Below are 25,786 nucleotides of genomic sequence, written 5' to 3'. Positions count from 1 at the left end.
GCTCACCTTCGGCTTAACCGGCGTTTGCCTTCACGATGTCATCGATCAGCTTATTGACCGGATCGAGGCTAATTTCACGGGCGTTACTTTCATAAGCTGGCGTGCTGCGCACCTGGCTTGCGAGGATCTGACCGTCGCGGTTGGCGGTATCGACCGTCACCAGCGTGGAAAGGCCAATTCGCAGCGGATGGTCTGCCAGCTGCTTAGGATCCAGCTCGATACGTACAGGCAAGCGCTGTACCACTTTGATCCAGTTGCCGGTGGCGTTCTGTGCAGGCAGCAGGCTGAAGGCGCTGCCGGTCCCCATGTCCAGACCGACTACTTTACCGGTGTACTTCACGTCATCGCCGTAGATATCGCTGACCACGGTTGCGGTCTGGCCGATACGCATATGCGCCAGCTGGGTCTCTTTGAAGTTCGCGTCCACCCACAGGTTGTTCGCCGGAACGACCGCCATCAGCGGCGTGGTGGTGCTAATTTGCGCACCCGGCTGCACGGAACGACGGGAAACGTAACCGGTCATCGGGCTGACGATTTTGGTACGTTGCAGGGCAAGCCATGCGTTACGCACTTCGGTCGCCGCCTGTTTCACCGCCGGCTGGTTTTCCAGAGAGGTGCCCAGCACCATCGCCTGGTTGGCGTTGTACTGTTGGATCGCCACGTCCAGCTGCGCCTGTGCGCTTGCCACCGCATCGCGTGCGTGCTGCAACTCTTCACGGCCAATCAGGTTGGCGGTGCCGAGAGGAACACGACGCTTGAGGTCGCTCTGCGCCTGGGCCAGGGCCGTTTTCTGCACGTCGATATTGGCCTGAAGCTGTTTGCTGTTGATCATCAGCTGGCGGGTCTGGCGAACGCTGGAGGCCAGCGCCGTCTGTGCTTTTTCAAACGCCTGTTGGGCGTCGGTCGGATCAAGCGTGACCAGCACATCCCCTTTTTTCACAAAGTCGGTGTTGTCAGCCCAGACTTTCGTCACGCTGCCTGACACCTGGGCCATGATTTGAACCTGATTCCCTGCCACGTATGCATCGTCTGTCTCTTCAACATGACGCAAGACTAAAAACCAATAGATCCCATATGCCACGGCAATAATAATAAAGAGCAAGGTCAGCAGAATAAGGGCGCTCTTACGTTTGCCCTTCTTGTTGACCGGTTGCTGCGGGGGGGTGTTCTCCGCATTTGCGCTCATTGTTGTTCTCCACGATCTTTTTATTTTCACATCGGCTGAGCCGACCTGTTGTCAGAAAGGCCAGCAGTTTCACGTGCTGGCCTGTCAGTTTTTCTTTTGCAATCTGGAATGTTGAGCGGATCGTCGCGTTAGCGCAGCGCCTCAAGAATGACGCCATCTTCATCCATCTGGTCCAGACGGGTGAGCAGCTTGCGAGTAATGTGCTCAAGCTGGTCGCGCTCGGCGGTGCTGAGGGCAGACCAAAGCTGGTGCAGGCAGTTATGCTGCGGTGGCAGCACTTCGCGCAGGAATTCGTGACCTTTCTCGGTCAGTTGCAGATGCAGGCAGCGGCGATCGTTATCGCTCTCACGGCGCTCTATCCAGCCGCGCTTCTCCAACTCATCAGCAATACGGGTTGCATTGGTACGGGATGAACCCAGCGCGCAGCTCAGTTCAGACGGCTGAATGCTGTGGTTTTCCTGAGACTCAAGCGTAATCAACGCCATAAACAACGTCTCGTTAATCCCTTGCGCTTTCAGCATCTTGTTACGATTTTCCAGCAGCTTACCCTGCATGTGCATGCACAGGCGGGTCAGCAGGATCTCCTGATACGGGAAGTCCTCATGACGACTGGCGCGGAACTTAAGCATTTGTTCAATGGGCGTAAACGAACTATCCATTTTGGGCATAACCTCATTAATTACAGCCGATATAGTAACGATAGTGACAAATAATGTAAATGAATTATTTGTGCGGTTATATCCGCCAAACGTATGTCACCATCAGAAAGCGCCGGGTAAATCCGTGACCCGGTGAGCACAGAAAGTGTGGGGTGTGTACCCGCGAAAGAGGGGATGTGAGGACAGGGGTCTGAACTATTCATGCCGGTAGTAAATATGTCACCCACAGTAAAATTTCTGGGATAAATGATTACCGTTACCTTAACAGATGCAGGCCCCCTTTACACCCCAGGGGGCCCAAAGCAATGTAAAACTTAGTGAATTGCTTCCTGGCGGTGATAGCCGCGCCACCATACCAGCAGATTTATCGCCGCCACGATGGCGCCGATTGCGCACACGCCCGTCCAGCCCGCATGCTGCCAGGCGGAGGCTGAGATTAGCGAGCCCGCCGCGCCGCCGATAAAGTAGCTGGTCATGTACCCGGCCGTCAGACGGTTACGGGCGTCTGGTTTCACGCGGTAAATCACGGTCTGGTTGGTGATATGTACGCCCTGCACGGTGAGGTCGAGTACCAGAATACCGACAATTAGCGCCAGCACTGAGACGTGTCCGTACCAGATAGCCGCCCATGAGAGCAGGAGTAAAACCAGCCCTGCGGAGGTGGTCATATGAGATTTACCTTTGTCGGCCAGGCCACCCGCCGGGCGCGCGCCCAGTGCGCCAGCCGCGCCTGCCAGCCCGAACAGGCCAATCACGCCTTCTGAGTAGTTAAACGGCGGCGCGGCGAGCAGAAACGCCATCGACGTCCATAAGATGCTGAAGTTGGCGAAGGTGAGACACCCCAGAACGGCGCGTGTGCGCAGGAGTTTATCCCGGGTGAAGAGGCTGAAAACGGAGGCGAGGAGCTGCGGATAGTTCAGGTGATTCTCCTGCTTCACCTTTGGCAGGCCGCGCCACAGGGCCAGCGCCATGATAACCATCAGTACGCTTGCCACCCAGTAAACGGTGCGCCAGCCGCCGAGGCTCGCCAGCAGCCCGGCAACGGTTCGCGCCAGCAGGATGCCCAGCAGCAGGCCGCTCATAATAGTGCCAACCACTTTGCCGCGTTTTTCCGGGGAAGCCAACGTCGCCGCGAGGGGAACCAGAATTTGTGCCACCACCGAGAACAGCCCCGTCAGCGCGGTACCGATAATCATCATCGTTAACGACTGGCTGCTGGCGGTGATCAACATCCCGCCTGCGGCCAGCAGCGTCATGGAGACGATAAGCATCCGGCGCTCAAACATATCGCCTAATGGCACCAGGAACAGCAGCCCGGCCGCATAGCCGAGCTGCGCAGCGGTGACGATAAAGCCGGCGGAGCTGGCTGAAAGATCGAAAGCACGCGCGATAGTATCAAGCAGAGGTTGCGCGTAATAGTTGCTGGCGACGGCCAGTCCCGTTGCCACGGACATTAAAAGGATGAGTGCGGGGCTAAGCCCTTGAGTTGTTTTTGTCATTTGTTTCAGGAATCGTAAGTTAAGTGATTATTTTTCCGGAAACATAATAACCAATGATTGTGAATGTTGGGGGATTGTTACGTGGTGGATTGTGCGGTTTAGGTTGGGTGCGGTTTGATCCCCTCACCCTATCCCTCTCCCCAAAGGGGAGAGGGGATTTTATACACCCTCTCCCCTTTGGGGAGAGGGCAGGGTGAGGGGTAGTATTTTTACTTCTGCGCCTCAAGCGCCTCTTTCACCCAGCCATCGAACTGCTGCTGGTGGGCTTTGATCCAGCCATCCACGTGGCCTTTGATATCAGCTTCGGATGATTTACCCGCATGCATCATCGCGTTCTGGGCGTTAATGTCTGCCAGCGGCAGTTTCATCACCGAGAACAGCTTCGCCGCCGCCGGGTTTTTCTCGGCCCAGGCTTTGTTCGCCACGATATGCATGGTATTCACCGGGAAGCCATAGTTCATGCCGTTTGGCAGTTTGGTGTCGATATCTTTCTGCTCGCCCGGCAGGGAGGAGAAGGGCACCTGCAACCACACCACGTCTTTGCCCGGCTTCAGCACGTCGCTCACCCAGTACGGCGTCCAGGTGTAGTAGATCACCGGCTTGCCTTCTTTAAAGCGGGCGATGGTGTCAGCCATCATCGCAGAGTAATTGCCGTGGCTCACGTCGACGGTCTTCGCCAGATCGAAGGCTTTGTTCTGGTGGTTAATCACCGCTTCACAGCCCCAGCCCGGCGAGCAGCCCATCATGTCGGCTTTGCCGTCACCGTTGGTATCAAAGAGTTTGGCGATCTTCGGATCTTTCAGCTGTTCAATATTGGTGATGTGATACTTATCGGCGGTTTTCTTGTCGATCAAATATCCCTGTGCAGCGCCGGTCACAAAGATGCCTTCGCGGTAGAATTTCTTGTCACCGCCTGCGGCGGCATACATATCGTCGTGCAGCGGCTGCCAGTTCACGGCGGTAAAGGTGGCATCGCCGGAGGCAATAGAGGTATAGCCCACGTTGTAATCCACTTCACTGGCGGTATTCACCGTATAGCCCAGTTTCTCCAGCGCACGGCTGACAATCTGGGTCTGGAAGGACTCTTCCGAAATGGTGCTCTGCACCGGCTGCACGGTAATGCCTTTGCCCGGCAGGTCAGCGGCAACTGCGCTGGAGGAGACAAGGGTCGCAAACGCTGTGGCAAAAAGTACGTTATGTCGCATCGTTGTTCCTTATTTTGTGAATGGGCGGGTGAGTAACCCGACAGGGCCGGTGGTATACCAGCGACGGTTGCCGCGACTGCGTGAATCACGACCGACAGCCTGGGTCAGGCGGTCAAGAATGATGGCGAGGATCACAATCCCGACGCCGCCGACGGTCGCCAGCCCCATATCGAGACGGCCAATGCCGCGCAGTACCATCTGACCTAACCCGCCAACGGCAATCATTGAGGCGATCACCACCATCGACAGCGCCAGCATCAGCGTCTGGTTAACACCTGCCATAATGGTCGGCATCGCCAGCGGAAGCTGAACCTTAAACAGCATCTGACGCGGGCTGGCGCCAAACGAGCGTGATGCCTCTATCAGATCCGCAGGCACCTGGTTAATGCCCAGAATGGTCAGGCGAATAATCGGCGGCAGGGCAAAGATAATGGTCACGACCACCCCCGGTACGTTACCGATGCCGAACAGCATCACGATAGGCACCAGGTAAACGAACGCTGGCGTGGTCTGCATCGCATCCAGCAGCGGGCGGATAATTTTTGCGGCCCGCGGGCTGCGCGCCAGCCAGATCCCCATCGGCAGGCCGATCGCCACGCAGAACAGCAGGGCGGTCAGCACCAGCGCCAGGGTGATCATCGCCTGAGACCACGCGCCAATCGCGCCGATGGCAATCAGGGAGATCAGCGTGGCGATCCCCATACCCGCGCTGCCGAACTGCCATGCGATCAGCGAGAACAGGATAATCGCCACCGGCGCGGGCATGCCCAGCATCAGCTGCTGGAAGCCGTTCAGGATGTAATCCACCGGGATACGGATCCCCTGGAACACCGGACGGAAGTGGGTAACGACCCAGTCGATCCCCTCCGTTACCCAGCTATCCAGCGGGATCAGCGTCTTGTGGAACGGATCCATAATATTGAAATGCTCTGGGGCAGGCGCCGGTGCGCTGTTGAGCCAGTCTGCCGCGCCGCCGCCATCGGCAGGCGCAGGCGTCGACCCCCACGCATCGGCAGATTGCGCCGCGCTGTCCGCTGCTTCAGTGGTGCCCCATGGGTTTGATTGATCAGCCATTGTTTGTCCCCTCGCGATCTAAAGCCTGTAGCAGCATCCGTTTTGAGATGATGCCAACGTACTGTTGTTCTTCACCGACAACCGGCACGGCGCACGGCGCCTGACCCACGTGAGAGAGCAACTCGCTGAGCGGCGTTTCGGCGTCCACGGCAAGCGGAGCGTCAATCAACGCCGCATCGATTCCCTGGTTTTCGCTCAGGGCGGTTTTCAGGGAGTCGATGGAGACAACGCCGACAAATTTATTGCCGCGTTCAACCAGATAACCGTATTCACGGTCTTCGTCCTGCAACAGCTTCAGCGCGGAGCGCGGACCAAAACCTGGCGTTTTTCGAATAATGCCGTTTGGTGTTCGACGGGCAATATCTTTCGCACTGAATACGTGGCTAATATCCACGCCGCGGAAGAAGGTGCGCACATAATCATTCGCCGGATTATTGAGAATTTCATCCGGTGTGCCGACCTGCACCACTTCACCATTTTGCATAATGGCGATACGGTCGCCAATACGCATGGCTTCATCCAGATCGTGAGAAATAAAAACAATGGTGCGCTGATGTTTGGCCTGTAATTTTACCAACTCATCCTGCATCTCGGTGCGAATTAAGGGATCGAGCGCCGAGAAGGCTTCGTCCATTAATAAAATATCCGGATTAATCGCTAATGCGCGCGCTAATCCTACGCGCTGACGCATACCGCCGGAGAGCTCATCCGGATACGCATGAGCATAATTTTCCAGCCCGACCTGACGCAATGCATCAAGGGCTTTTTCCTGACGTTCCTGAGCGGGCGTGCCGGCTAACTCCATGCCAAAGGCGGTATTATCGAGTACCGTCATGTGCGGCATCAGTGCAAATGACTGAAACACCATCGCAATTTTCTTTCTGCGCACCTCGCGGAGTTCCGCGTCTGATATTCTGGCGATATCAACGCCGTCAATCAGCACCTGTCCGCGGGTGGGTTCAATCAGGCGATTGAGAAGGCGAACCATAGTGGATTTACCCGAACCGGATAATCCCATGATGACAAAAATCTCGCCTTCTTCAATGGCCAGACTGGCGTCTTTAACGCCAAGCGACAGCCCGGTTTTTTCCAGAATTTGCTCTTTCGAAAGGCCTTTCTCAATATATTTGAAAGCACGCTGCGGGTGCTCGCCAAATACTTTATAAAGATTTTTCACTTCTAATTTAATTGCCATGCAATAGAGAGTGTCCTGTTATTTGTTTATGTCGATATGATTACCATGGTAAATAGTTAACTGGCATTACCCTAACATACTCAGAATCTGAGACAACCCTGGACCTGCCTGAGGTCGGAATTTTACCGCAAGCGAAACGGCTGAATTTCCCATGAATAAAGGGCTGAGGGCGCTTTGAATTTTTCTCAATTTTTTGCTACTGCATGGGAGAATTTCGCCTGAATCGGTGTGATTCAGGCGAATATGAAGGGGAAATTACAGTGTAGTACGTAGTGGAATATTCGGCTGGAAATAATGAAATGTAGAGTTAATTAATGAACGTTAATTCATTCATTAAAAATCCCAGTCCTCGTCTTGCGTCTCCACCGCTTTACCCATCACGTACGACGAGCCGGCCCCGGAAAAGAAGTCGTGGTTTTCATCGGCGTTGGGCGACAGCGCCGCGAGGATCGCCGGGTTCACTTCCGCCATTTCCGGTGGGAATAACGCTTCGTAGCCCAGGTTCATCAGCGCCTTGTTGGCGTTGTAGCAGAGGAAGGCTTTTACGTCCTCTTCCCAGCCCGTTCCGGCGTACAGCTCCTCGGTATAGCTCAGCTCGTTGTCATACAGATCCATCAGTAAATCGAGGGCAAAACCTTTGAGTTCCTCGCGTTTTTCCGGGGTGACTTTCTCCAGTCCTTTCTGGTACTTATAGCCGATGTAATACCCGTGTACCGCTTCATCGCGGATGATGAGGCGAATCAAATCGGCGGTATTGGTGAGCTTGCCCCGGCTCGACCAGTACATGGGCAGCCAGAAGCCGGAATAGAAGAGAAAAGATTCCAGGAACACGCTGGCGATCTTCTTCTTCAGCGGCTCGTCGGCCCGGTAATATTCCAGCACCAGATCTGCCTTGCGCTGCAATGACGCGCTCTCTTCGCTCCAGGCGTAGGCCGCGTCCACGTCTCTGGTCTGGCACAGGGTGGAGAAAATCGAGCTGTAAGAGCGGGCATGGACCGCCTCCATAAAGCTGATATTCGACATTACCGCCTCTTCGTGCGGGGTCAGCGCATCACTCATCAGCGCGGGCGCACCCACGGTATTCTGAATGGTGTCCAGCAGCGTCAGGCCGGTAAAGACGCGGATTGTCAGCTGCTGCTCGGCATGGCTCAGGGTTTGCCAGGCCGGAATATCGTTGGAGAGCGGCACCTTTTCCGGCAGCCAGAAGTTGCTGGTCAGGCGGTTCCAGACCTCCAGGTCTTTATCATCCTGAATTTTGTTCCAGTTAACGGCACTTACGCGTGACAGTTTCATCCTTTCTCCTTACAGCGCGCAGGACACGCAGCCTTCAATTTCGGTACCTTCCAGCGCGAGCTGGCGCAGGCGAATGTAGTACAGCGTTTTGATGCCTCTCTTCCAGGCGTAGATCTGCGCTTTATTGATATCCCGCGTGGTGGCGGTGTCCGGGAAGAAGAGCGTCAGCGACAGCCCCTGGTCCACATGTCTGGTCGCCTCGGCGTAGGTATCAATGATCTTTTCCGGGCCGATCTCATAGGCGTCCTGGTACAGAGCCAGATTCTCGTTAGTCATAAACGGGGCAGGGTAGTAGACGCGTCCGGTTTTGCCTTCCTTGCGGATTTCAATCTTCGACACGATCGGATGGATGCTCGACGTGGCATGATTTATATAGGAAATGGAGCCGGTTGGCGGAACCGCCTGAAGGTTCTGGTTATAGATGCCGTAGTGCATCACATCCTCACGCAGCTGTTGCCACATCTCACGCGTCGGCAGGGTAATGCCGGCGCGGTCGAAAAGCGCGCGTACTTTTTCGGTTTTCGGCTGCCAGTCGCCTTCCAGATACTGGCTGAAATACTCTCCGCTGGCGTAGCGGGACTGCTCAAAGCCTGCGAACCGCTGGTTGCGTTCGCGCGCCAGCATCATCGAGGTATGCAGCGCATGCCAGGTGATGGTATAGAAATAAAGGTTGGTGAAATCCAGCCCTTCCGGGCTGCCGTAGGCGATACCCTCACGCGCCAGATAGCCGTGCAGGTTCATCTGCCCAAGGCCGATGGCATGCGACGCGGCGTTGCCCGCCTCAATGGACGGTACGCTGCGGATGTGACTCATGTCCGATACCGCCGTCAGCCCGCGAATGGCGGTCTCTACCGTGCGGCCAAAATCGGGGGAATCCATGGTGTGGGCAATATTCAGCGAACCGAGATTGCAGGAGATATCTTTGCCGATATCCGCGTAGTCGAGGTTCTCGTCGTAACTGGACGCGCTGTTGACCTGCAAAATCTCCGAGCACAGATTGCTCATGTTGATGCGCCCGGCAATCGGGTTGGCGCGGTTCACCGTATCCTCGTACATGATGTACGGGTACCCGGACTCAAACTGAATTTCGGCAAGCGTCTGGAAAAAGTCGCGGGCGTTAATGTATTTCTTACGAATGCGCTCGTCCGTCACCAGTTCGTCATAAAGTTCGCTGATGGCCACATCGCCAAAGGCATTGCCGTAGATACGCTCGACGTCATACGGCGAGAAAAGCGCCATGTCGGCATTTTCTTTGGCCAGCTTAAACGTGATATCCGGGATCACCACGCCGAGCGACAGGGTTTTAATGCGGATCTTTTCGTCGGCGTTTTCACGTTTGGTATCCAGAAAACGCAGAATGTCCGGATGATGCGCGTGCAGATAAACCGCACCCGCGCCCTGACGTGCGCCAAGCTGGTTGGCGTATGAGAAGGCATCTTCCAGCATCTTCATCACCGGGATGACGCCGGAGGACTGATTTTCGATGCGCTTGATCGGCGCGCCCGCTTCCCGCAGGTTCGAAAGCAGAAATGCCACGCCGCCGCCGCGTTTCGAAAGCTGTAGCGCCGAATTTACCGCACGGCCAATCGACTCCATATTGTCTTCAATACGCAGCAGGAAGCAGGAGACCAGCTCGCCGCGCTGGGCTTTGCCGCAGTTAAGGAACGTTGGCGTGGCGGGCTGGAAGCGACCGGAGAGGATCTCCTCCGTCAGTCTTTCGGCCAGGGCTTCATCGCCCTGCGCCAGCGTCAGGGCTACCATCACCACCCGATCTTCAAAGCTTTCTAAATAGCGTTTGCCGTCGAAGGTTTTCAGGGTGTAGCTGGTGTAATACTTCCACGCGCCGAGAAACGTCTGGAAGCGAAAACCGCTGGCGTGCGCCCGTTCAAACAATGCCACCGCGAAGGCGCGGTCGTAGCGGGTCAGGACGCGCTCTTCGTAATAACCCTCTTTTACCAGCCAGTCGAGGCGTTCCTGCTGGCTGCCAAAGACGACGCTGTTCGGGCGTACATGAGCGGCAAAAAAGGCGTCCACCGCCTCACGATCTTTGCCAAACTGAATGCGCCCCTCCCGGTCATAGAGGTTTAGCATGGCGTTTAATGCATGGTAATCCGGCGTCGCCTGAATCACGCGCTCTGCGGTTGTCGTTGCCAAAATTCGTTCACTCCTTTACGCACGTTCTCTACGTCCTGCTGTGTCCCCATCAGTTCAAAACGATAGAGATACGGCACGCCGCATTTTTGAGAGATGACATCCCCGGCGCGGGCAAAGGCCTCGCCGAAGTTACGATTGCCTGCCGCGATCACGCCGCGAATCAGCTGCCGGTTATGGGGATCGTTCAGAAAGCGGATCACCTGACGAGGCACAGCCCCCGCGGTGCCGCCACCGCCATAGCTGGGCACTACCAGAATGTAGGGTTCGTCTACCTGAATACGCTCCCGCTCGTTCAGCGGAATGCGAATCGCGGGCAGCCCGAGACGCTCCATAAACCGAAGCGTGTTTTCCGAGCTGCTGGAAAAGTAGACCAGCCTGCTCATGCACTGACGCCCTGAGCGGCAAGGCGGTTGATCATGTCCGGACGAAAGCCAGACCAGCTGGTGTCGCCGGCAACCACAACCGGAAGCTGACGGAAACCTTGCGCCCGCAGGGTGTCTGCCGCGTCAGGCACCTGATCTATATTGACCATCTCAAATGCCACGCCGCGACTCTCCATCGCCCGTTTCGTGGCGTGGCACTGAACACAATCGTTACGAGTGTAAATAATAATGCTCATGATTCGTATTTCCATTTAGAATGAGGGAACGGCGCGAGTAAACGCGTCATGTTGTATCTGTCTTGCTAAAGGGAATACTAGATGTAGTTGAGATAACTTTCAACCACACAAGATATGGGAAATTCAGATTGATAAGGTCCCAATGATGAGCCTGGCGGGGCAGGGCGAACTGCGCGGGTTTTTCAGGCTTTCAGGCAAAGAAAAGCCCCGGCGCCTGAGGCTACCGGGGCTGAAAACGTGTGCTTACTTACGCAGGCTAAGCAGGGCGCCGACAAAAATCCCGACTGCCGCGACCGTTCCCAACGTACACAGCGGTTTTTCACGTACGAAGGTGGTGGCGCAGCTTGCCATATCGCAGGCCGCCTGAGTGGTACGTGAGCGGCCATTCATCCTTGCTCGCGTTTCACGCAGCAGAGACTGAGCCTTACGTTTCGCGGCATCTGCTTCGTCCTTCGCGTCAGAGCCCCAGGATTTCAATACGGCTTCCAGCGTGTCCGCTAATTGGCTGACATCGTTACGGATATCCTGGGTGTCGTCGTTAATATCGTTTCGGTTCGGTCTGTTAAACATACGATCCTCCATAATTTGTGTTCCCGTTTAGTTTAGTCCAGAAATGTAATATCTGAAGCGAGTCACGGCTTATCGGGCAGTTTATGGAATATTCTGAAAGCCCTGCTAATGCTGAATACTGTAAGGTTGCCCGGCAGGTATGATAATGAGGAAAAGATATGTATTTACGACCCGATGAGGTGGCGCGCGTTCTTGAAAAAGAAGGGTTCACCATGGATGAGGTAACATCAAAAGCGTACGGATATCGCCGTGGTGAGAATTATGTTTACGTCAACCGTGAAGCAAGAATGGGGCGTACTGCTCTCATTATTCACCCGACACTCAAAGACAGAAGCCTGTCATTTGCTGAGCCCGCCTCGGATATTAAAACCTGCGATCATTATCAGCAATTTCCGCTCTATTTAGGCGGCGAGACGCATGAACATTATGGTATTCCGCACGGTTTCAGCTCGCGTATGGCGCTGGAGCGTTTCCTGAAAGGGCTGTTTGGCGACGTACAATAAATCAGCGACTGGCATGAGCCAGTCGCCTTATCTTACGCTTTTGCCTGGCTATAAGGGCTGACTTTAAACAGGCGGCGGCAGTAGTCAAGGAAGTAACCGTACACCGCACCCATCAGCATAGATACCACGATATTTGAACTTACCGCGGCGGCGATTTGATGCCAGTCTGCGCCCACCGTCAGCAAAATAACCACATACACCGGGGACTGGAACGTCACGTAAGCCAGCACGTCCGCCAGGTTTTTTACCCAACCTGCCGGGCTAATACGCCGGGCGAAACGCATCACCGCATCGCGATACATTCCGTACGGCCAGGCAATCATGATATTCACCGGAATGGCCACCAGGCGCGATGAGAGGGACTGCTCAAAGGTCATTCCGGACAGGAAAATTTCAATCAGCATGTTTACGACGGAACAGTAAACGACCATCGCGAACGTATCCGCTACCGCATGGCGCAGGCGAGACTGCGGTGAGAACATGTCTGAACTCCTCGAACAGGACAAAAAAGTGGCGTTTTTACCTGCGGCGTTTAGTGCTTTAGGTTGGTTTGTTTTGAGTGTATAGCGTATCCCTCTGGCTTTTAACTAACAAGTAGTTATTAATTTTTATTTATGGGCGCTTTGTCCATAAAATTCTCTAAAGTTGGCTGTTTTTTGTGCGAGTCGTTATTTTCTTTCCCATTCACCGTTTTATTAAACGAAATCAAAATATTAGCTTATCTGAGCAAGCGTATAACGTTTGTTATTCGGAGGATGCCGGGCGGTTTTTTGAACGGCATTAAACAGGGATTTTTGACCAGGTGCAGGACGGAATATTACGCATTAAAACTGACAGGTAATTCGGGGTTATATTAACGGGATATTCTAAAACATTTACAATAATGTCAAAACGACAGAGTGGGTAGATATCAGAACAAAAATCAATTATTCTGTTGCCTGATTTATGTTATACACACGAAGAAAGGTTTCTCATTATTATGGCTTTAACGTTACAGAATCTTAATAATATCCGTACCCTCCGGGCGCTGGCGCGTGAATTATCCATGGATGTTCTGGAAGAAGTGCTGGAAAAAGTTCGGATTGTCACAGAAGAAAAACGCAGCGAGCAGGCTGAATTAGAGCGCCAGCGCGCTGAACAGCAGGATAAAATTAATGCTCTGCTGGAACTGATGAAGGCAGACGGTATTTCCCCGAGCGATCTGTTAGGCGGAGAACTGGCTCATGCGGGCCAGCCGGCTAAAAAACGTAAAGCGCGTGCGGCGAAATATCGTTTCATCGACGCGAACGGTGAAGAGAAAACGTGGACCGGTCAGGGACGTACGCCAAAGCCAATTGCGAACGCACTGGCAAACGGTAAATCGCTGGACGATTTCCTGATCTGATGATTATTCGGGCGGTGTATTCCGCCCGATTATTGACTTAGCAGACGCCAAAGTCACCTTCTTCGGAGTACAGAACTACGTCCGCCGCTTTCAGGTGATATTTCTCGCCCTGCTCATTGCTGGCCTGTACGGCCACAATGTTTTCACCATTCACTTCGAGCACTTTCAGTTTCGGACCGCCCTGACGCGGTTGGACATAATCACCGACAGAAAACATAGCACCTCCTCATCATTGTCACGATCTTCACCATAGCCCACGTCCGGGGCGGGGTACAGCCTAATCTTTCAGATACCCCTTATCAGGTACGTCGGTTCCACGGCATCACTTTCAGCAGTCGCGCCATACCGCAAAAACCTGTCACTCCGGCGAACAGCAGCCCGGCGCCCACAAAACCGCTTAGCAGGAAAAAGCCGCTGGAGACGCTGTAACCCAGCACCACGCCGCAGAGAATCAGCAGCCCGGCGGCGATCTGCACCTGACGCATCAGCGGAAGCGGCTGCGATTTATCTTCAACGGTCAGCAGCCCGGCCTGCTTCCAGCCCTGAATGCCTCCCTCAACCACAAAGGCGTTCGCAGGGGACGCTGCCCGGGCAAGACGAGCATCATTGTTTGCGGTTCTTGCGCCAGACTGACAGTGGAAAATCACCGTTTCTCCCGGCGCTGCGTTAAGCCCGCCGGGTAACGAATCCAGCGGAATGGAGTGCGCCGCTGGAATATGCTCGCGGGCATACTCGTCGGGGTCGCGAATATCGATAAGTTTGGCGCCTTCAGCAATAAGCGCGTTTGCCTGCTGCGGCGAAATAAGAGGAAGAGACATTGTGTTTCCTTACGGTCAATTTCAGAACAGTAGAGCATTTAAGGCAGGGTTTCAGCCAGTGTAAAGAGGGTAAAGGCAGGTAAAAGCGCGAGAGACGAATGGCAGTTACCCGTAAACTGGCTACGCTTAGAGAAGTGTCTTTTATAATTTTCAATTGGTTAGCTTGCACGGAGTTATTTATGGGTTTTTGGCGCGTTGTTTTTACGATTATTCTCCCGCCGCTGGGCGTGCTGCTTGGCAAGGGACTGGGCTGGGCGTTTATCCTGAACATCCTTCTGACCATCCTGGGTTACTTCCCGGGTCTTATCCACGCGTTTTGGGTTCAGACGAAAAGCTAGGTACGCCACAATAGATCACTGTAGATCCGGGTCAGCGCGCCCTCGGGGCCAAACTGCTGTTTGATCCAGCGCGTGACCTGACCGGTCGCCGCATGCTGCGTGGCGAGCAGCATGCGCGAGTCCTGGCGCGGATTATTGATTCGCCGCTTTACCAGCAGCCCGTCCTCCACCGCCTCACGCGTCATATACTCCGGTAAAAATCCAATACCCTCCCCCAGGATCTGACACTGACACTTGGTGTTAAAGTCCGGTACCTGAATCGCCTCCTGACCGTGAAGCAGCCAGCCGACCTTCTTGTTGATGGTATGCGCGGTGTCCTCGACCATGATATTGGGATACAGACGCAGCTGACTTTCGGAAATGGGCTCCGGGGCGAACGCCAGCGGATGCGTGGGCGCGATGGCAAATACCCAGCGGATCGCGCCTATCTCGGTGTAATCGATGCCCCCGCCATCCAGCAGCGTATCCGGCGCGCCAATGGCGATGTTGGCCTGATTATTAATGATGGAATCCCAGACGCCGTTATACACCTCGGTCGTCACCGTGATTTGGCAGGTAGGAAACTGTTTTTTCAGCACCTGGAGCAAACGCGCGGTATGGCGTGGCGTATACAAAAGCTGATTAATGCAGATGCGCACCCGCGTCTCAATGCCCTGCGAAATGGTATCAATCCCGCGCTTGATGGCATGAAAGTCATTCAGCAGGTCGGTCGCTTTACGATAAAAATAAAAACCGGATTCGGTCAGCTCAATGCTGCGCGTGTTGCGTACAAACAGCACCACGTCCAGCCCGGTCTCCATACGTTTGATGGTGTAACTGATGGCGGAAGTGGTGACGCCCAGCTCGGCAGCCGCTTTGCTAAAACTGCCAAAACGTGCCGCGGTGGTGAAGGCCAGCAAATTCTCTTCGGTAAAGATGGAATTCATATTATGGCTCCTGGTTACCATCAGTTTTGAACATATTTTAACACCGGCGTTACATCATAGTTGATGTCGGTCACAGTTCTGGGTTTTTACGTAGAGCCGCGCTGTGTAAGGCTTTTTCATTCATAAGGATAATGCAGCCCGAGGCGCGTAAAAGCGGTAAACCATAAGAAAAAGGTTGCACAGACGCACGTTTTTGCCGGACTGTTGAATTTAACTCAACAATGAATTGCGTGTCGATGAATCATTTTTAAGCGGATTCTTTTATGACCAGGCTGTTGCTATTCTCAGGTCATCAGAAGTGAAACATAGGGAGTCTGAATATGTCTGCAACTGCACTGGTTACAGAATTTTTGCTGGCGGCAGAAGAGGGTAATATCGACGCGCTAAAAGCCTGCCTGGAAAAAGGCGTGGATATTAACGCGACCAACCGCCAGAAAAGAACCGCCATTATTATTGCCAGCCTGAAAAAGCATTACGCCTGTGTGGAATTTTTAATTGCCGCCGGGGCGGATATTGATAAACAGGACCAGACCTGTTTTAACCCCTTCCTGATCGGCTGCCTGACCAATGATTTAACCCTGCTGCGCATTGTCCTTCCGGCGGATCCGGATCTCGACCGTCTGACGCGCTTTGGCGGCGTGGGCATTACCCCTGCCAGTGAAAAAGGGCACGTTGAAATCGTGCGCGAGCTGCTGGAAAAAACCGACATTAACGTCAACCACACCAATTTTGTCGGCTGGACGCCGCTGCTGGAGGCCATCGTGTTAAACGACGGCGGCGCAAAGCAGCAGGAAATTGTGAAGCTGCTGCTGGATCACGGCGCGAATCCGCACATGACTGATAAATACGGCAAAACCCCGCTCGAACTGGCGCGGGAAAAAGGCTTCAACGCGATCGCAGACCTGCTGCTGGCGGCAGGCGCATAGCGCATTCGGTCAGCCTTCCCCTGGCTGGCCGTGAATCAAAAAACGCATTGTTACCGACGTGCATTTAGCACGACGGCGGCCCCCTTTTATCTTAAACAGGTGAAAATAATGCCAACCAAAATCGTCATAAAAAAGAATACGTATTTCGATTCGGTTTCCCTAATGTCGGTTTCCACCAAAGCCAATAAATTGCCGGGCATCGAGCAGGCGTTTGTGGCGATGGCGACGGAAATGAACAAAGGGGTATTAAAAAACCTCGGGCTATTAACGCCGGAATTAGCGGACGCGAAAAACGGCGACCTGATGATCGTTATTAAAGGCGACGCGGCGAATGAGGAAACCCTTGCCGCCATTGAAGCGTTATTCACGCGTAAAGAGAGCGCTGGCTCCCATGAAGCACGCTACGCGACGATTGCCAGCGCCAAAACCCATCGTCCGGACAGCAACCTTGCGGTGATATCCGTCAACGGCACCTTCGCCGCCCGCGAAGCGCGCCAGGCGCTGGAAAACGATCTCAACGTGATGCTGTTTTCCGATAATGTGTCGCTCGACGACGAGCTGGCGCTGAAGCAGCTGGCGCATGACAAAGGATTGCTAATGATGGGGCCGGACTGCGGCACCGCCATTATCAACGGCGCGGGGCTGTGCTTTGCCAACGCGGTACGTCGCGGGCCGATTGGCATCGTTGGCGCCTCCGGCACCGGTAGCCAGGAGCTGAGCGTGCGCATTCACGAGTTCGGCGGCGGCGTGTCGCAGCTGATCGGCACCGGCGGGCGCGATCTCAGCGAGAAGATTGGCGGCCTGATGATGCTCGACGCCATCGACATGCTGGAGGCGGACGGCGCGACCCGGGTGATAGCGCTCATCTCCAAACCGCCTGCACCCGCGGTGGCAGAGAAGGTGCTGGCCCGGGCACGCGCCTGCCGCAAACCTGTGGTTGTGTGCTTCCTGGGCCGCAACGAACCGCCAGCCGATGAAGACGGCTTGCAGTTTGCTCGTGGCACCAAAGAGGCGGCCCTGAAAGCGGTGCTGCTTACCGGCATTAAAAAAGACTCCCTGGATTTACATCCGCTCAACTGGCCGCTGATCGAAGAGGTGCGCGCCCGCCTGACGCCGCGGCAGAAGTACATTCGCGGCCTGTTCTGCGGCGGCACCCTGTGCGACGAAGCGATGTTTGCCGCGCTGGAGAAGTTTGACGATGTTTACAGCAACATCCAGCCGGATCCGGCCAGGCGTCTGAAGGACATCAGCGTCAGCCAGGCCCACACCTTCCTTGATTTCGGTGACGACGATTTCACCAACGGCAAACCACACCCGATGATCGACCCGACCAACCGCATCAGCCGCCTGCTACAGGAGGCGCGCGATCCGCAGGTGGGCGTCATCGTGATGGACTTCGTGCTGGGCTTTGGCGCACACGAGGATCCGGTGGGGGTGATGATCGAGGCGATCAAAGAGGCACAGGCAATCGCGAAAGCCGACAACCGTCCGCTGGAAATTCTCGGCTACGTGCTCGGCACCGATCAGGATCCGCAGTCGCTGGCCCAGCAGTGCCAGCTGCTGACCGACGCAGGCGTCATCTGGGCCAGCAGCAGCACCAATACCGGATTACTGGCACGCGAATTTGTCTGCAAAGGGGAGAGAGCATAATGACGACCTTATTCAACCAACCGCTGAACGTGATTAACGTCGGGATTGCGATGTTCAGCGACGACCTCAAAAAACAGCACGTTCCCGTGACCCAGCTCGACTGGACGCCGCCGGGGCAGGGCAATATGCAGGTGGTGGACGCGCTGGACCGGCTGGCGGAAAAACCGCTGGCGGAGAAAATTGCCGCCGCGAACAACATTGCCCTTGAGCGCATTATTCAGTCCCATCCGGTGCTGGTGGGCTATGACCAGGCCATCAACGTGGTGCCGGGCATGACTCGCACCACCATTCTGCATGCCGGTCCGCCTGTTACCTGGGAAAACATGTGTGGGGCGATGAAGGGCGCGGTTACCGGCGCGCTGGTGTTTGAAGGGCTGGCGACGGATCTGGAGGACGCCGCAAGGCTGGCGGCTTCAGGGAAGATCACCTTCTCGCCGTGCCACGAGCACGACTGTGTGGGCTCTATGGCGGGCGTCACCTCCGCGTCGATGTTTATGCACATCGTTGAGAACAAAACCTACGGCAACCGCGCCTTCACCAATCTCAGCGAGCAGATGGCGAAGATCCTGCGCATGGGGGCTAACGATCAGAGCGTGATCGACCGCCTGAACTGGATGCGCGACGTGCTCGGCCCAATGCTGCGCGACGCGATGAAGATTATCGGCGAAATCGACCTGCGCCTGATGCTGGCCCAGGCGCTGCACATGGGCGACGAGTGCCACAACCGCAACAACGCGGGCACCACGCTGCTTATCCAGGCGCTGACGCCGGGGCTGATCCAGGCGGGCTATCCGGTGGCGCAGCAGCGTGAAGTGTTCGAGTTTGTCGCCAGCAGCGACTACTTCTCCGGTCCGACGTGGATGGCAATGTGTAAGGCCGCGCTGGATGCCGCCCACGGCATTGAGTACAGCACCGTCGTCACCACCATGGCGCGCAACGGCTACGAGTTCGGCCTGCGCGTCTCCGGCCTACCGGGGCAGTGGTTCACCGGCCCGGCGCAGCAGGTGATCGGCCCGATGTTCGCGGGCTATAAGCCGGAAGACTCCGGGCTGGATATCGGCGACAGCGCCATCACCGAAACCTACGGCATCGGCGGCTTTGCGATGGCGACGGCACCGGCAATCGTGGCGCTGGTGGGCGGCACGGTGGAGGAAGCCATCGATTTCTCCCGCCAGATGCGCGAAATCACTCTCGGCGAAAACCCGAACGTCACCATTCCGCTGCTGTCGTTTATGGGCATCCCGTCCGCCATCGACATCACGAAGGTCGCGGGCAGCGGCATTCTGCCGGTCATTAATACCGCCATTGCCCATAAGGACGCCGGTATCGGCATGATTGGGGCGGGCATCGTTCACCCGCCGTTTAGCTGTTTTGAAAAGGCGCTGTTAACCTTCCGCGATCGCTACGTTCTATAAGGTATGCATCCATGAAAAACATGAAACTGGAGTGGAAAAGAGGTGACTGGGCAGCTTATTTCGGGTTGATGACCAACAACCTGACCAATTTGCTGACCATGATGGGGTTGCTCATTTTTGTCGTCGGCATCCCGAAGGAGATTGTTTATGGACGCATCGCGCCAGCCTTCGGTCTGGCGGTGCTGGTGGCGAGTCTTTGCTATACGTGGTTTGGCCTGCAAATGGCGCGCGCCACCGGACGAACGGACGTCACCGCGCTGCCGTCCGGCCCGAGCGCGCCGTCGATTTTTACCGTGACCTTCCTGGTCTTAATGCCGGTTTACCAGCAAACCGGCGATGCGGATTTCGCGATTCAGATTGGCCTGGTGTGGTGCTTTGTGGAAGCGATGATCCTCGCGGGCGGTTCCTTCCTGGGGGAAACCATCCGCAAGATGATCCCGCGTACCGTGCTGCTGTCGTGCCTGTCCGGTCTTGGCCTGCTCCTGCTGGCGATGAACCCGATGTTGCAGGCGTTCGAAGCGCCGACCGTGTCGTTTATCGTCCTGCTGCTGATCTTCATTAACTGGTTCGGTAAAAAGCCGATTTTCGCCCGCATCCCGACCGGCCTGCTGTTGTTGATTGCCGGTACTCTGCTTGCGTGGATCTCCGGCCTGCAAAGCCCGGATGCCATTAAAGCGTCCATGTCATCCTTCGGCTTTAACCCGCCGGAAGTGCATGTGGACAGCTTTATGCAGGGGTTGCCGCATGCGCTGCCGTATCTGGCGTCCGCCGTACCGCTGGGGCTGGCGAACTACATCTTTGACCTGGAGAACATCGAAAGCGCCCATGCGGCGGGGGATGAATACCCGACCCGCAAGGTAATGCTGGCGAACGGTCTGGCCTCCATGCTCGGCTGCCTGATGGGCAATCCGTTCCCGGTCACGGTCTACGTCGGCCATCCTGGCTGGAAAGCGATGGGCGCCAGCATCGGCTACACCCTGGCGTCCGGCGTGACCATGTTCATCGTGCCGCTGTTCGGGCTGGGGGCCTTTATGCTCGCCATCATCCCGATGACCGCCATCGTGCCGATTCTGGTGTTTATCGGCGTCGTCACCGCCAACCAGGTGGTGAGGGAAACCCCGAAAGTGGAGGTGCCCGTCATCTTCATCTGCCTGTTCCCGTGGATTGCCAACTGGGCGCTGACCATGATGAACAGCGTGATGAGCGCGGCGGGGACCAGCGCGGCGAAAATTGGCACCGACGTGCTGCACAGCAAGGGGATCTACTACGAAGGCCTGATGCATCTCGGCAACGGCGCGCCGCTCGCCAGCATGCTCTGGGGCTGTATCGCCATCTTCGCCATCATCAACAAACCGCTGCGCGGGGCCGTCGCGGCGGCCGGTGGCGCGCTGCTGGCGCTGTTTGGCGTGATCCACGCGCCGGTGGTGGGCTTTGCCGAGGGCAGTTCCCTGATGTTCGTCACGGCCTACCTGATGATGGGCGGGATGTTTGTGGTGAAGCATGTTCTCGATATCTCTGTTAATCCCCCTCTCCCAGTGGGAGAGGGCCAGGGTGAGGGCGCCAGAACGCACCTTCTAAAGGAAACAAAATGAAAGAGCTTATGGTCGTTGCCATCGGCGGCAACAGCATTATCAAAGACAACGCCAGCCAGTCGATTGAGCATCAGGCGCAGGCGGTCAAAGCGGTGGCTGAGTCGGTGCTCGAAATGCTGGCCTCGGACTATGACATCGTGCTCACCCACGGCAACGGCCCTCAGGTGGGGCTGGATCTGCGCCGCGCCGAGATCGCCCACGAGCGGGAAGGGCTGCCGCTGACCCCGCTGGCAAACTGCGTGGCAGATACCCAGGGTGGGATCGGCTACCTGATCCAGCAGGCGCTCAACAACCGCCTGGCGGCGCGCGGGGAACAAAAAGCGGTCACGGTCGTCACGCAGGTGGAGGTGGATAAAAATGATCCTGGCTTTATGCACCCGACGAAACCCATCGGCGCGTTCTTCAGCGAGGCGCAGCGCGACGATCTGCAACTTGCGCATCCGGACTGGCATTTTGTCGAGGATTCAGGCCGGGGCTATCGCCGCGTGGTAGCTTCACCGCAGCCGCGGCGCATTGTTGAGGCGGATGCCATCAAGGCGCTGACGCAGAAAGGATTTGTGGTGATCGGCGCAGGCGGCGGAGGCATTCCTGTGGTGCGCAGTGACCAGGGCGATTATCAGAGCGTGGACGCGGTGATAGATAAAGATCTCTCCACCGCGCTGCTGGCGCGCGAGATCGGCGCCGACGTGCTGGTGATCACCACCGGCGTGGAGAAAGTGTGCGTGAACTTCGGCAAGCCGAACCAGCAGGCGCTGGATACCGTCAACGTGGCGCAGATGACGCGCTACAGGGATGAAGGCCACTTCCCGGCGGGCAGCATGTTGCCAAAAATCGTCGCTTCGCTGGAATTTTTACGCCATGGCGGCAGGCGCGTGATCATCACCTCGCCGGAATGCCTGCCCGCAGCGCTGCGCGGTGAAACGGGTACCCACATTGTTAACGAAGGAAGATAAGATGAGTGAGAATAAAAGCCGCCGCGAGTTTATTAGCCAGAGCGGTAAAATGGTTACCGCCTGCGCGCTTTTTGGCGCCACGGGTTCCGTCGCGTATGCTGCCGATTCTGCTAAGGCAACCTGCGAGACGGGTAAACCGATGAACATCACCGCAAAACATTACTATCTCGACAACGTGCTGCTGGAAGCCGGGTTTAACTTCGACGGCAGCGTGGTGACAAGTACCCGCACCGAGCTGAAAACGCTTGAGATAAAAGACGGGAAAATCGTCGCCCTGCGCGATAACAACAGCCACGCCGACGCGGCCCTGCCGCACTTCGATGCGGGCAAAAAGCTGATGCTCCCGGCGATGCGCGATATGCACATCCATCTGGACAAAACCTTCTATGGCGGCCCGTGGCGCTCCCTGAACCGTCCGGCGGGTACCACCATTCAGGACATGATCAGCCTGGAGCAGAAGTTGCTGCCGGAATTACAGCCTTACACGCAAGAACGCGCCGAAAAGCTGATCGACCTGATCCAGTCCAAAGGGTCCACCATCGCCCGCAGCCACTGCAACATAGAGCCGGTTTCCAGCCTGAAAAACCTGGAAAATTTGCAGGCGGTACTGGCGCGCCGAAGCCCAGGTTTTGACTGTGAAATCGTTGCCTTCCCGCAGCACGGTCTGCTGCTGTCGAATTCTGAAAAGCTGATGCGCGAGGCGATGCAGGCGGGGGCGCATTATGTGGGCGGGCTGGACCCAACCAGCGTCGACGGCGCGATGGAGAAATCCCTCGACACCATGTTCCAGATTGCGCTGGATTATGACAAAGGGGTGGATATCCATCTGCACGAAACCAGCCCGGCGGGCGTGGCGGCGGTGAACTACATGGTAGAAACCGTGGAGAAAACGCCGGCGCTGAAGGGGAAGCTGACCATCAGCCACGCCTTCGCGCTGGCGACGCTTAACGAACAGCAGGTGGATGAGATCTCCACCCGCATGGCGGCGCAGCAGGTGACCATCGCCTCGACCGTGCCGATTGGCACCCTGCACATGCCGCTGAAGCAGCTGCGTGAAAAAGGCGTGTTTGTCATGACCGGTACCGATAGCGTGATTGACCACTGGTCCCCGTACGGTCTGGGGGACATGCTGGAGAAAGCCAACCTCTACGCCCAGCTCTATATTCGCCCGAACGAACAGACGCTTTCGCGGGCGCTGGGCATCGCCACCGGCGACGTGCTGCCGCTGAACGACAAAGGTGAGCGCGTGTGGCCTAAAGCGCAGGACGACGCCAGCTTCGTGCTGGTGGATGCCTCCTGTTCCGCTGAGGCCGTGGCGCGTATCTCTCCGCGTACCGCGACGTTCCACAAGGGGAATCTGGTCTGGGGCTCTGTGGGCTAATGTGGTGCCGGGTGGCGCTGCGCTTACCCGGCCTACGGTTCGGAGATTTTGTAGGTCGGGTAAGGCGAAGCCGCCACCCGACAATGCAGTATACTGCTATGCACATTCTTAAACAGGGATCTGCCATGGCACAAAACATCTACGACAATCCGGCGTTTTTCGAAGGCTACGCCCAGCTTCCGCGCTCCGTGCAGGGGCTGGACGGCGCGCCAGAGTGGCCTGCGCTTAAGGCGATGCTGCCGGATTTAACCGGCACATCGGTTATCGATCTTGGGTGCGGCTACGGCTGGTTCTGCCGCGTGGCGCGCGAGCTGGGCGCTTGCGACGTCACGGGCGTCGATATCTCTGAAAAGATGCTCGCCCGCGCGGCAGAACTGACGGATGACACGCAGATCCACTATCAGCGTAGCGATCTGGAATCTCTTCAGCTTCGCGAAAACAGTCTCGATCTGGTCTACAGCTCGCTGGCGCTGCACTATCTGCCGGAACTGGACGCGTTATTCGCCAGGGTGCAGCGTGCGCTTAAACCCGGCGGCAGCCTGGTTTTCTCGATGGAGCACCCGATTTATACCTGCGCCACCCGTCAGGGCTGGCTCACCGACGACAACGGTGAGCGGTTCTGGGGCGTGAACCATTATCAGGACGAAGGCAAGCGCGTCAGCAACTGGCTGGCAGAGGGGGTAATCAAATACCACCGCACGCTGGGTACCACGCTTAACGCGCTGATCAAGGCCGGATTGACGATAAGTGAAGTCAATGAGTGGGGACCAACGCAGGCGCAGGTTGACGCCTGGCCCGCGCTGGCCGAAGAGGCGGAACGCCCGATGCTGGTGCTGATCGCCGCCCGTAAGGCTTAATAGCCGACTTTATATACCCGCCCGCTCTGTACCCCTTCCACGCTGCGGCGGTAGGCCTGCGCAACGGTCGCAGCGGGAACGCTTTCAAAGCCCGGGAAGAAGCCATCATATGCTTCGACGGATTCCGTCAGCACCGTCGGGCTGATCAGGTTAATGCGGATCCCGCGCGGCAGTTCACAGGCCGCGGCGCGCACAAACCCTTCCAGCGCCGCGTTTACGGTGGTGGCATTGACGCCCTGAGCAATCGGTTCGTGCGCCACAATCCCGCTTATCAGCGTGATCGAGCCGCCTTCGTTCAGGAAGTGCTGGCCGGTCAGCGCCAGACGAACCTGCCCCAGTAGCTTATCCTGCAAGCCCCGGTTGAACTCGCCGTCGGTCATGGTTGCGAGCGGGCCGAAGTGTACCCCACCGCTGGCGGAGACAATCGCATCCACCGGGCCGATCTTTTCGAACAGCGCCTGTACGCTCGCCTGCGAGGTGATATCCACCTGATGCTCGCCCTGCGTGCGACCCACGCGGATCGTCTCGTGGCGTTGGCTTAACTCTTCTGTGACTGCACGACCGACCGTACCGCTGGCACCAATAATGACGATTTTCATAGCAGACTCCTTATGTTGTGAGTCTTCATTCTTTAATAAATAAAAACTCAGATAAACTGGGCTAACGTTAGAAGATTACTAACCAGAGGTTTGGAATATGGATAAGCTTCGCGGGATGGAGACGTTCATCGCGGTGGTGGAAAGCGGCAGCTTCACCGGCGCGGCGGCCCGGCTGGAGATGTCGGCGGTGATGGTCGGGAAGTATATTGCGCTGCTGGAATCGCAGCTCGGCACGCGGCTACTGGAACGCAACACCCGACGCCAGAGCCTGACCGACGCCGGACGCGTTTATTTCGAAGAGGCCAGGCGCGTGCTGGAGCAGGTCTCCATTGCTGAAAACGCAGTTGAACGTCTGCGAGCCACGCCCGCCGGCACCCTGCGCGTGACGGCACCCACCTCGTTTGGCGGCTGCGTTATCGCGCCTCTGACGGCCACGTTTTTACAGCGCTACCCGCAAGTGCGCATCGAACTGGATCTCACCAACCGAATGGTGGATCTGGTGGAGGAAGGGGTCGATCTGGCCATTCGCATCGGGGAGATCCGAAATGAGGATCTGGTGGCGAAATACCTGTGTCCCTACAACATGACGATCTGCGCCGCGCCGGAATATCTGGCGCGTCACGGTACGCCGCAAACGCCAGCCGATCTGGTGGATCACCTGTGTCTGTCGCACACGGTATGGACGGCGCGTAACGAGTGGCGGCTGCCCGGTGTGGAAGGCGAGGTGCGCTGGAAGCGTGATGCCGTCTTACGATGCAATGACGGCTACGGCTTACGCATGGCGGCGCGAGCCGGGGCAGGACTATTGCTGCAACCGGAAGTGCTGGTGGCTGAAGAGCTGGCAAACGGCAGGCTGGTTCGGGTTCTGGAAGCGTTTACGCCCGCGCCGAGGCCGGTGCATTTATTGTGGCGCCAGGATTTGCGTCCGCTGCCTAAGCTAACGGAATTTATTGCCCATATTCTGCTAAGATTGGGCACAATATAAAAAAA

The 25,786-nt window shown here is 56.5% G+C and carries 27 protein-coding genes; 11 read left to right on the top strand and 16 right to left on the bottom strand.

Features of this window, described 5'->3' with window-relative positions; translation table 11 throughout:
• Positions 1 to 13: 13 nt before the first annotated feature.
• The 11 genes from emrA to ACOT1A_RS05235 all read right to left on the bottom strand — a co-directional run bounded on the left by emrA (position 14) and on the right by ACOT1A_RS05235 (position 11,454).
• A complete protein-coding gene (emrA, locus tag ACOT1A_RS05285) occupies positions 14 to 1,186 on the bottom strand; it encodes a multidrug efflux MFS transporter periplasmic adaptor subunit EmrA (RefSeq protein ID WP_022649133.1) in 1,173 nt (390 codons plus the stop codon).
• A 128-nt stretch (positions 1,187 to 1,314) separates the two neighbouring features.
• Entirely contained in the window at positions 1,315 to 1,845 is a 531-nt protein-coding gene (emrR, locus tag ACOT1A_RS05280) for a multidrug efflux transporter EmrAB transcriptional repressor EmrR (protein WP_017694792.1), read from the bottom strand.
• Between the two features lie 314 nt (positions 1,846 to 2,159).
• Entirely contained in the window at positions 2,160 to 3,344 is a 1,185-nt protein-coding gene (locus tag ACOT1A_RS05275; protein ID WP_017692795.1) for an MFS transporter, read from the bottom strand.
• Between the two features lie 209 nt (positions 3,345 to 3,553).
• Positions 3,554 to 4,549 carry a glycine betaine/L-proline ABC transporter substrate-binding protein ProX gene (proX, locus tag ACOT1A_RS05270; RefSeq protein ID WP_276169935.1) on the bottom strand — a complete coding sequence of 332 codons (996 nt, stop codon included), beginning with the start codon at positions 4,547 to 4,549 and terminating at the stop codon, positions 3,554 to 3,556.
• Between the two features lie 9 nt (positions 4,550 to 4,558).
• Positions 4,559 to 5,623 (bottom strand): glycine betaine/L-proline ABC transporter permease ProW, encoded by a 1,065-nt coding sequence (gene proW / locus ACOT1A_RS05265; RefSeq protein WP_022649132.1) that lies wholly within the window; start codon positions 5,621 to 5,623, stop codon positions 4,559 to 4,561.
• Complete coding sequence (gene proV, locus ACOT1A_RS05260; protein WP_022649131.1) at positions 5,616 to 6,818, bottom strand: glycine betaine/L-proline ABC transporter ATP-binding protein ProV; 1,203 nt, start codon at positions 6,816 to 6,818, stop codon at positions 5,616 to 5,618. The genes proW and proV overlap by 8 nt, the downstream gene beginning before the upstream one ends.
• A gap of 333 nt (positions 6,819 to 7,151) precedes the next feature.
• Positions 7,152 to 8,111, bottom strand: coding sequence for a class 1b ribonucleoside-diphosphate reductase subunit beta (gene nrdF / locus ACOT1A_RS05255; protein ID WP_276169936.1), 960 nt, complete (start codon positions 8,109 to 8,111; stop codon positions 7,152 to 7,154).
• 9 nt (positions 8,112 to 8,120) lie between these two features.
• A complete protein-coding gene (nrdE, locus tag ACOT1A_RS05250; RefSeq protein ID WP_276169937.1) occupies positions 8,121 to 10,265 on the bottom strand; it encodes a class 1b ribonucleoside-diphosphate reductase subunit alpha in 2,145 nt (714 codons plus the stop codon).
• Positions 10,238 to 10,648: a class Ib ribonucleoside-diphosphate reductase assembly flavoprotein NrdI gene (gene nrdI / locus ACOT1A_RS05245; RefSeq protein WP_022649128.1), complete on the bottom strand. Its 411-nt coding sequence runs from the start codon at positions 10,646 to 10,648 to the stop codon at positions 10,238 to 10,240. Before nrdI ends, nrdE begins: the two co-directional genes overlap by 28 nt.
• The gene (gene nrdH / locus ACOT1A_RS05240; RefSeq protein ID WP_017382770.1) at positions 10,645 to 10,884 is read right to left on the bottom strand and encodes a glutaredoxin-like protein NrdH; all 240 of its coding nucleotides are present in this window, start codon (positions 10,882 to 10,884) and stop codon (positions 10,645 to 10,647) included. Before nrdH ends, nrdI begins: the two co-directional genes overlap by 4 nt.
• 243 nt (positions 10,885 to 11,127) lie before the next feature.
• Positions 11,128 to 11,454, bottom strand: coding sequence for a DUF883 domain-containing protein (locus ACOT1A_RS05235; protein ID WP_017382769.1), 327 nt, complete (start codon positions 11,452 to 11,454; stop codon positions 11,128 to 11,130).
• 158 nt (positions 11,455 to 11,612) lie between these two features.
• Here ACOT1A_RS05235 and ACOT1A_RS05230 point away from each other — a divergent pair, with 158 nt between their 5' ends.
• On the top strand, positions 11,613 to 11,957 hold the full coding sequence (locus ACOT1A_RS05230) for a DUF2002 family protein (RefSeq protein WP_006811693.1): 345 nt from the start codon (positions 11,613 to 11,615) through the stop codon (positions 11,955 to 11,957).
• 32 nt (positions 11,958 to 11,989) lie between these two features.
• On the opposite strand, the gene alaE is transcribed toward ACOT1A_RS05230, so the two are convergent.
• Positions 11,990 to 12,439, bottom strand: a complete 450-nt coding sequence (gene alaE, locus ACOT1A_RS05225) for an L-alanine exporter AlaE (RefSeq protein ID WP_022649127.1) — start codon at positions 12,437 to 12,439, stop codon at positions 11,990 to 11,992.
• Positions 12,440 to 12,936: 497 nt separating this feature from the next.
• On the opposite strand from alaE, the gene stpA reads away from it, so the two are divergent.
• Positions 12,937 to 13,341 (top strand): DNA-binding protein StpA, encoded by a 405-nt coding sequence (gene stpA, locus ACOT1A_RS05220; RefSeq protein ID WP_022649126.1) that lies wholly within the window; start codon positions 12,937 to 12,939, stop codon positions 13,339 to 13,341.
• A 37-nt stretch (positions 13,342 to 13,378) separates the two neighbouring features.
• Here the strand turns inward: stpA and ACOT1A_RS05215 are convergent, their stop codons facing one another.
• Together ACOT1A_RS05215 and ACOT1A_RS05210 are read right to left on the bottom strand one after the other, a co-directional pair.
• Positions 13,379 to 13,558 (bottom strand): hypothetical protein, encoded by a 180-nt coding sequence (locus tag ACOT1A_RS05215; RefSeq protein ID WP_006811690.1) that lies wholly within the window; start codon positions 13,556 to 13,558, stop codon positions 13,379 to 13,381.
• An 82-nt stretch (positions 13,559 to 13,640) separates the two neighbouring features.
• A complete protein-coding gene (locus ACOT1A_RS05210; RefSeq protein ID WP_022649125.1) occupies positions 13,641 to 14,159 on the bottom strand; it encodes a rhodanese family protein in 519 nt (172 codons plus the stop codon).
• 179 nt (positions 14,160 to 14,338) lie between these two features.
• Between ACOT1A_RS05210 and ACOT1A_RS05205 the strand changes: the two genes are divergently transcribed.
• Entirely contained in the window at positions 14,339 to 14,497 is a 159-nt protein-coding gene (locus tag ACOT1A_RS05205) for a YqaE/Pmp3 family membrane protein (protein ID WP_003862203.1), read from the top strand.
• On the opposite strand, the gene ACOT1A_RS05200 is transcribed toward ACOT1A_RS05205, so the two are convergent.
• Positions 14,494 to 15,423, bottom strand: coding sequence for a LysR substrate-binding domain-containing protein (locus tag ACOT1A_RS05200; RefSeq protein ID WP_276169938.1), 930 nt, complete (start codon positions 15,421 to 15,423; stop codon positions 14,494 to 14,496). The two genes, ACOT1A_RS05205 and ACOT1A_RS05200, sit on opposite strands and share 4 nt — an antisense overlap.
• A gap of 320 nt (positions 15,424 to 15,743) precedes the next feature.
• On the opposite strand from ACOT1A_RS05200, the gene ACOT1A_RS05195 reads away from it, so the two are divergent.
• The 7 genes from ACOT1A_RS05195 (at position 15,744) to ACOT1A_RS05165 (ending at position 24,197) form a co-directional block, all read left to right on the top strand.
• Positions 15,744 to 16,349 (top strand): ankyrin repeat domain-containing protein, encoded by a 606-nt coding sequence (locus tag ACOT1A_RS05195; RefSeq protein WP_022649123.1) that lies wholly within the window; start codon positions 15,744 to 15,746, stop codon positions 16,347 to 16,349.
• Positions 16,350 to 16,457: 108 nt separating this feature from the next.
• Positions 16,458 to 17,999: an acyl-CoA synthetase FdrA gene (gene fdrA / locus ACOT1A_RS05190; RefSeq protein WP_276169939.1), complete on the top strand. Its 1,542-nt coding sequence runs from the start codon at positions 16,458 to 16,460 to the stop codon at positions 17,997 to 17,999.
• The gene (locus ACOT1A_RS05185) at positions 17,999 to 19,414 is read left to right on the top strand and encodes a DUF1116 domain-containing protein (RefSeq protein WP_023298441.1); all 1,416 of its coding nucleotides are present in this window, start codon (positions 17,999 to 18,001) and stop codon (positions 19,412 to 19,414) included. Before fdrA ends, ACOT1A_RS05185 begins: the two co-directional genes overlap by 1 nt.
• Before the next feature lie 11 nt (positions 19,415 to 19,425).
• Positions 19,426 to 21,006: a hypothetical protein gene (locus ACOT1A_RS05180; protein WP_022649120.1), complete on the top strand. Its 1,581-nt coding sequence runs from the start codon at positions 19,426 to 19,428 to the stop codon at positions 21,004 to 21,006.
• The gene (locus ACOT1A_RS05175; RefSeq protein ID WP_180239898.1) at positions 21,003 to 21,959 is read left to right on the top strand and encodes a carbamate kinase family protein; all 957 of its coding nucleotides are present in this window, start codon (positions 21,003 to 21,005) and stop codon (positions 21,957 to 21,959) included. The genes ACOT1A_RS05180 and ACOT1A_RS05175 overlap by 4 nt, the downstream gene beginning before the upstream one ends.
• 1 nt (position 21,960) lies before the next feature.
• Positions 21,961 to 23,340: an amidohydrolase family protein gene (locus ACOT1A_RS05170; RefSeq protein WP_108367826.1), complete on the top strand. Its 1,380-nt coding sequence runs from the start codon at positions 21,961 to 21,963 to the stop codon at positions 23,338 to 23,340.
• Between the two features lie 125 nt (positions 23,341 to 23,465).
• The gene (locus ACOT1A_RS05165; RefSeq protein ID WP_023298437.1) at positions 23,466 to 24,197 is read left to right on the top strand and encodes a class I SAM-dependent methyltransferase; all 732 of its coding nucleotides are present in this window, start codon (positions 23,466 to 23,468) and stop codon (positions 24,195 to 24,197) included.
• On the opposite strand, the gene ACOT1A_RS05160 is transcribed toward ACOT1A_RS05165, so the two are convergent.
• Entirely contained in the window at positions 24,194 to 24,796 is a 603-nt protein-coding gene (locus tag ACOT1A_RS05160) for a short chain dehydrogenase (protein WP_023298436.1), read from the bottom strand. The two genes, ACOT1A_RS05165 and ACOT1A_RS05160, sit on opposite strands and share 4 nt — an antisense overlap.
• A 97-nt stretch (positions 24,797 to 24,893) precedes the next feature.
• Between ACOT1A_RS05160 and ACOT1A_RS05155 the strand changes: the two genes are divergently transcribed.
• Positions 24,894 to 25,781 carry a LysR substrate-binding domain-containing protein gene (locus ACOT1A_RS05155; RefSeq protein WP_022649115.1) on the top strand — a complete coding sequence of 296 codons (888 nt, stop codon included), beginning with the start codon at positions 24,894 to 24,896 and terminating at the stop codon, positions 25,779 to 25,781.
• The last annotated feature ends 5 nt before the right edge of the window (positions 25,782 to 25,786 follow it).

Source organism: Enterobacter cloacae complex sp. SYL003 (assembly GCF_049236925.1).
In the GTDB taxonomy this organism is placed as follows: domain Bacteria; phylum Pseudomonadota; class Gammaproteobacteria; order Enterobacterales; family Enterobacteriaceae; genus Enterobacter; species Enterobacter intestinihominis.
Note: the sequence above shows the minus strand (reverse complement) of the source record. Positions and strands in the feature narration are given on the sequence as shown.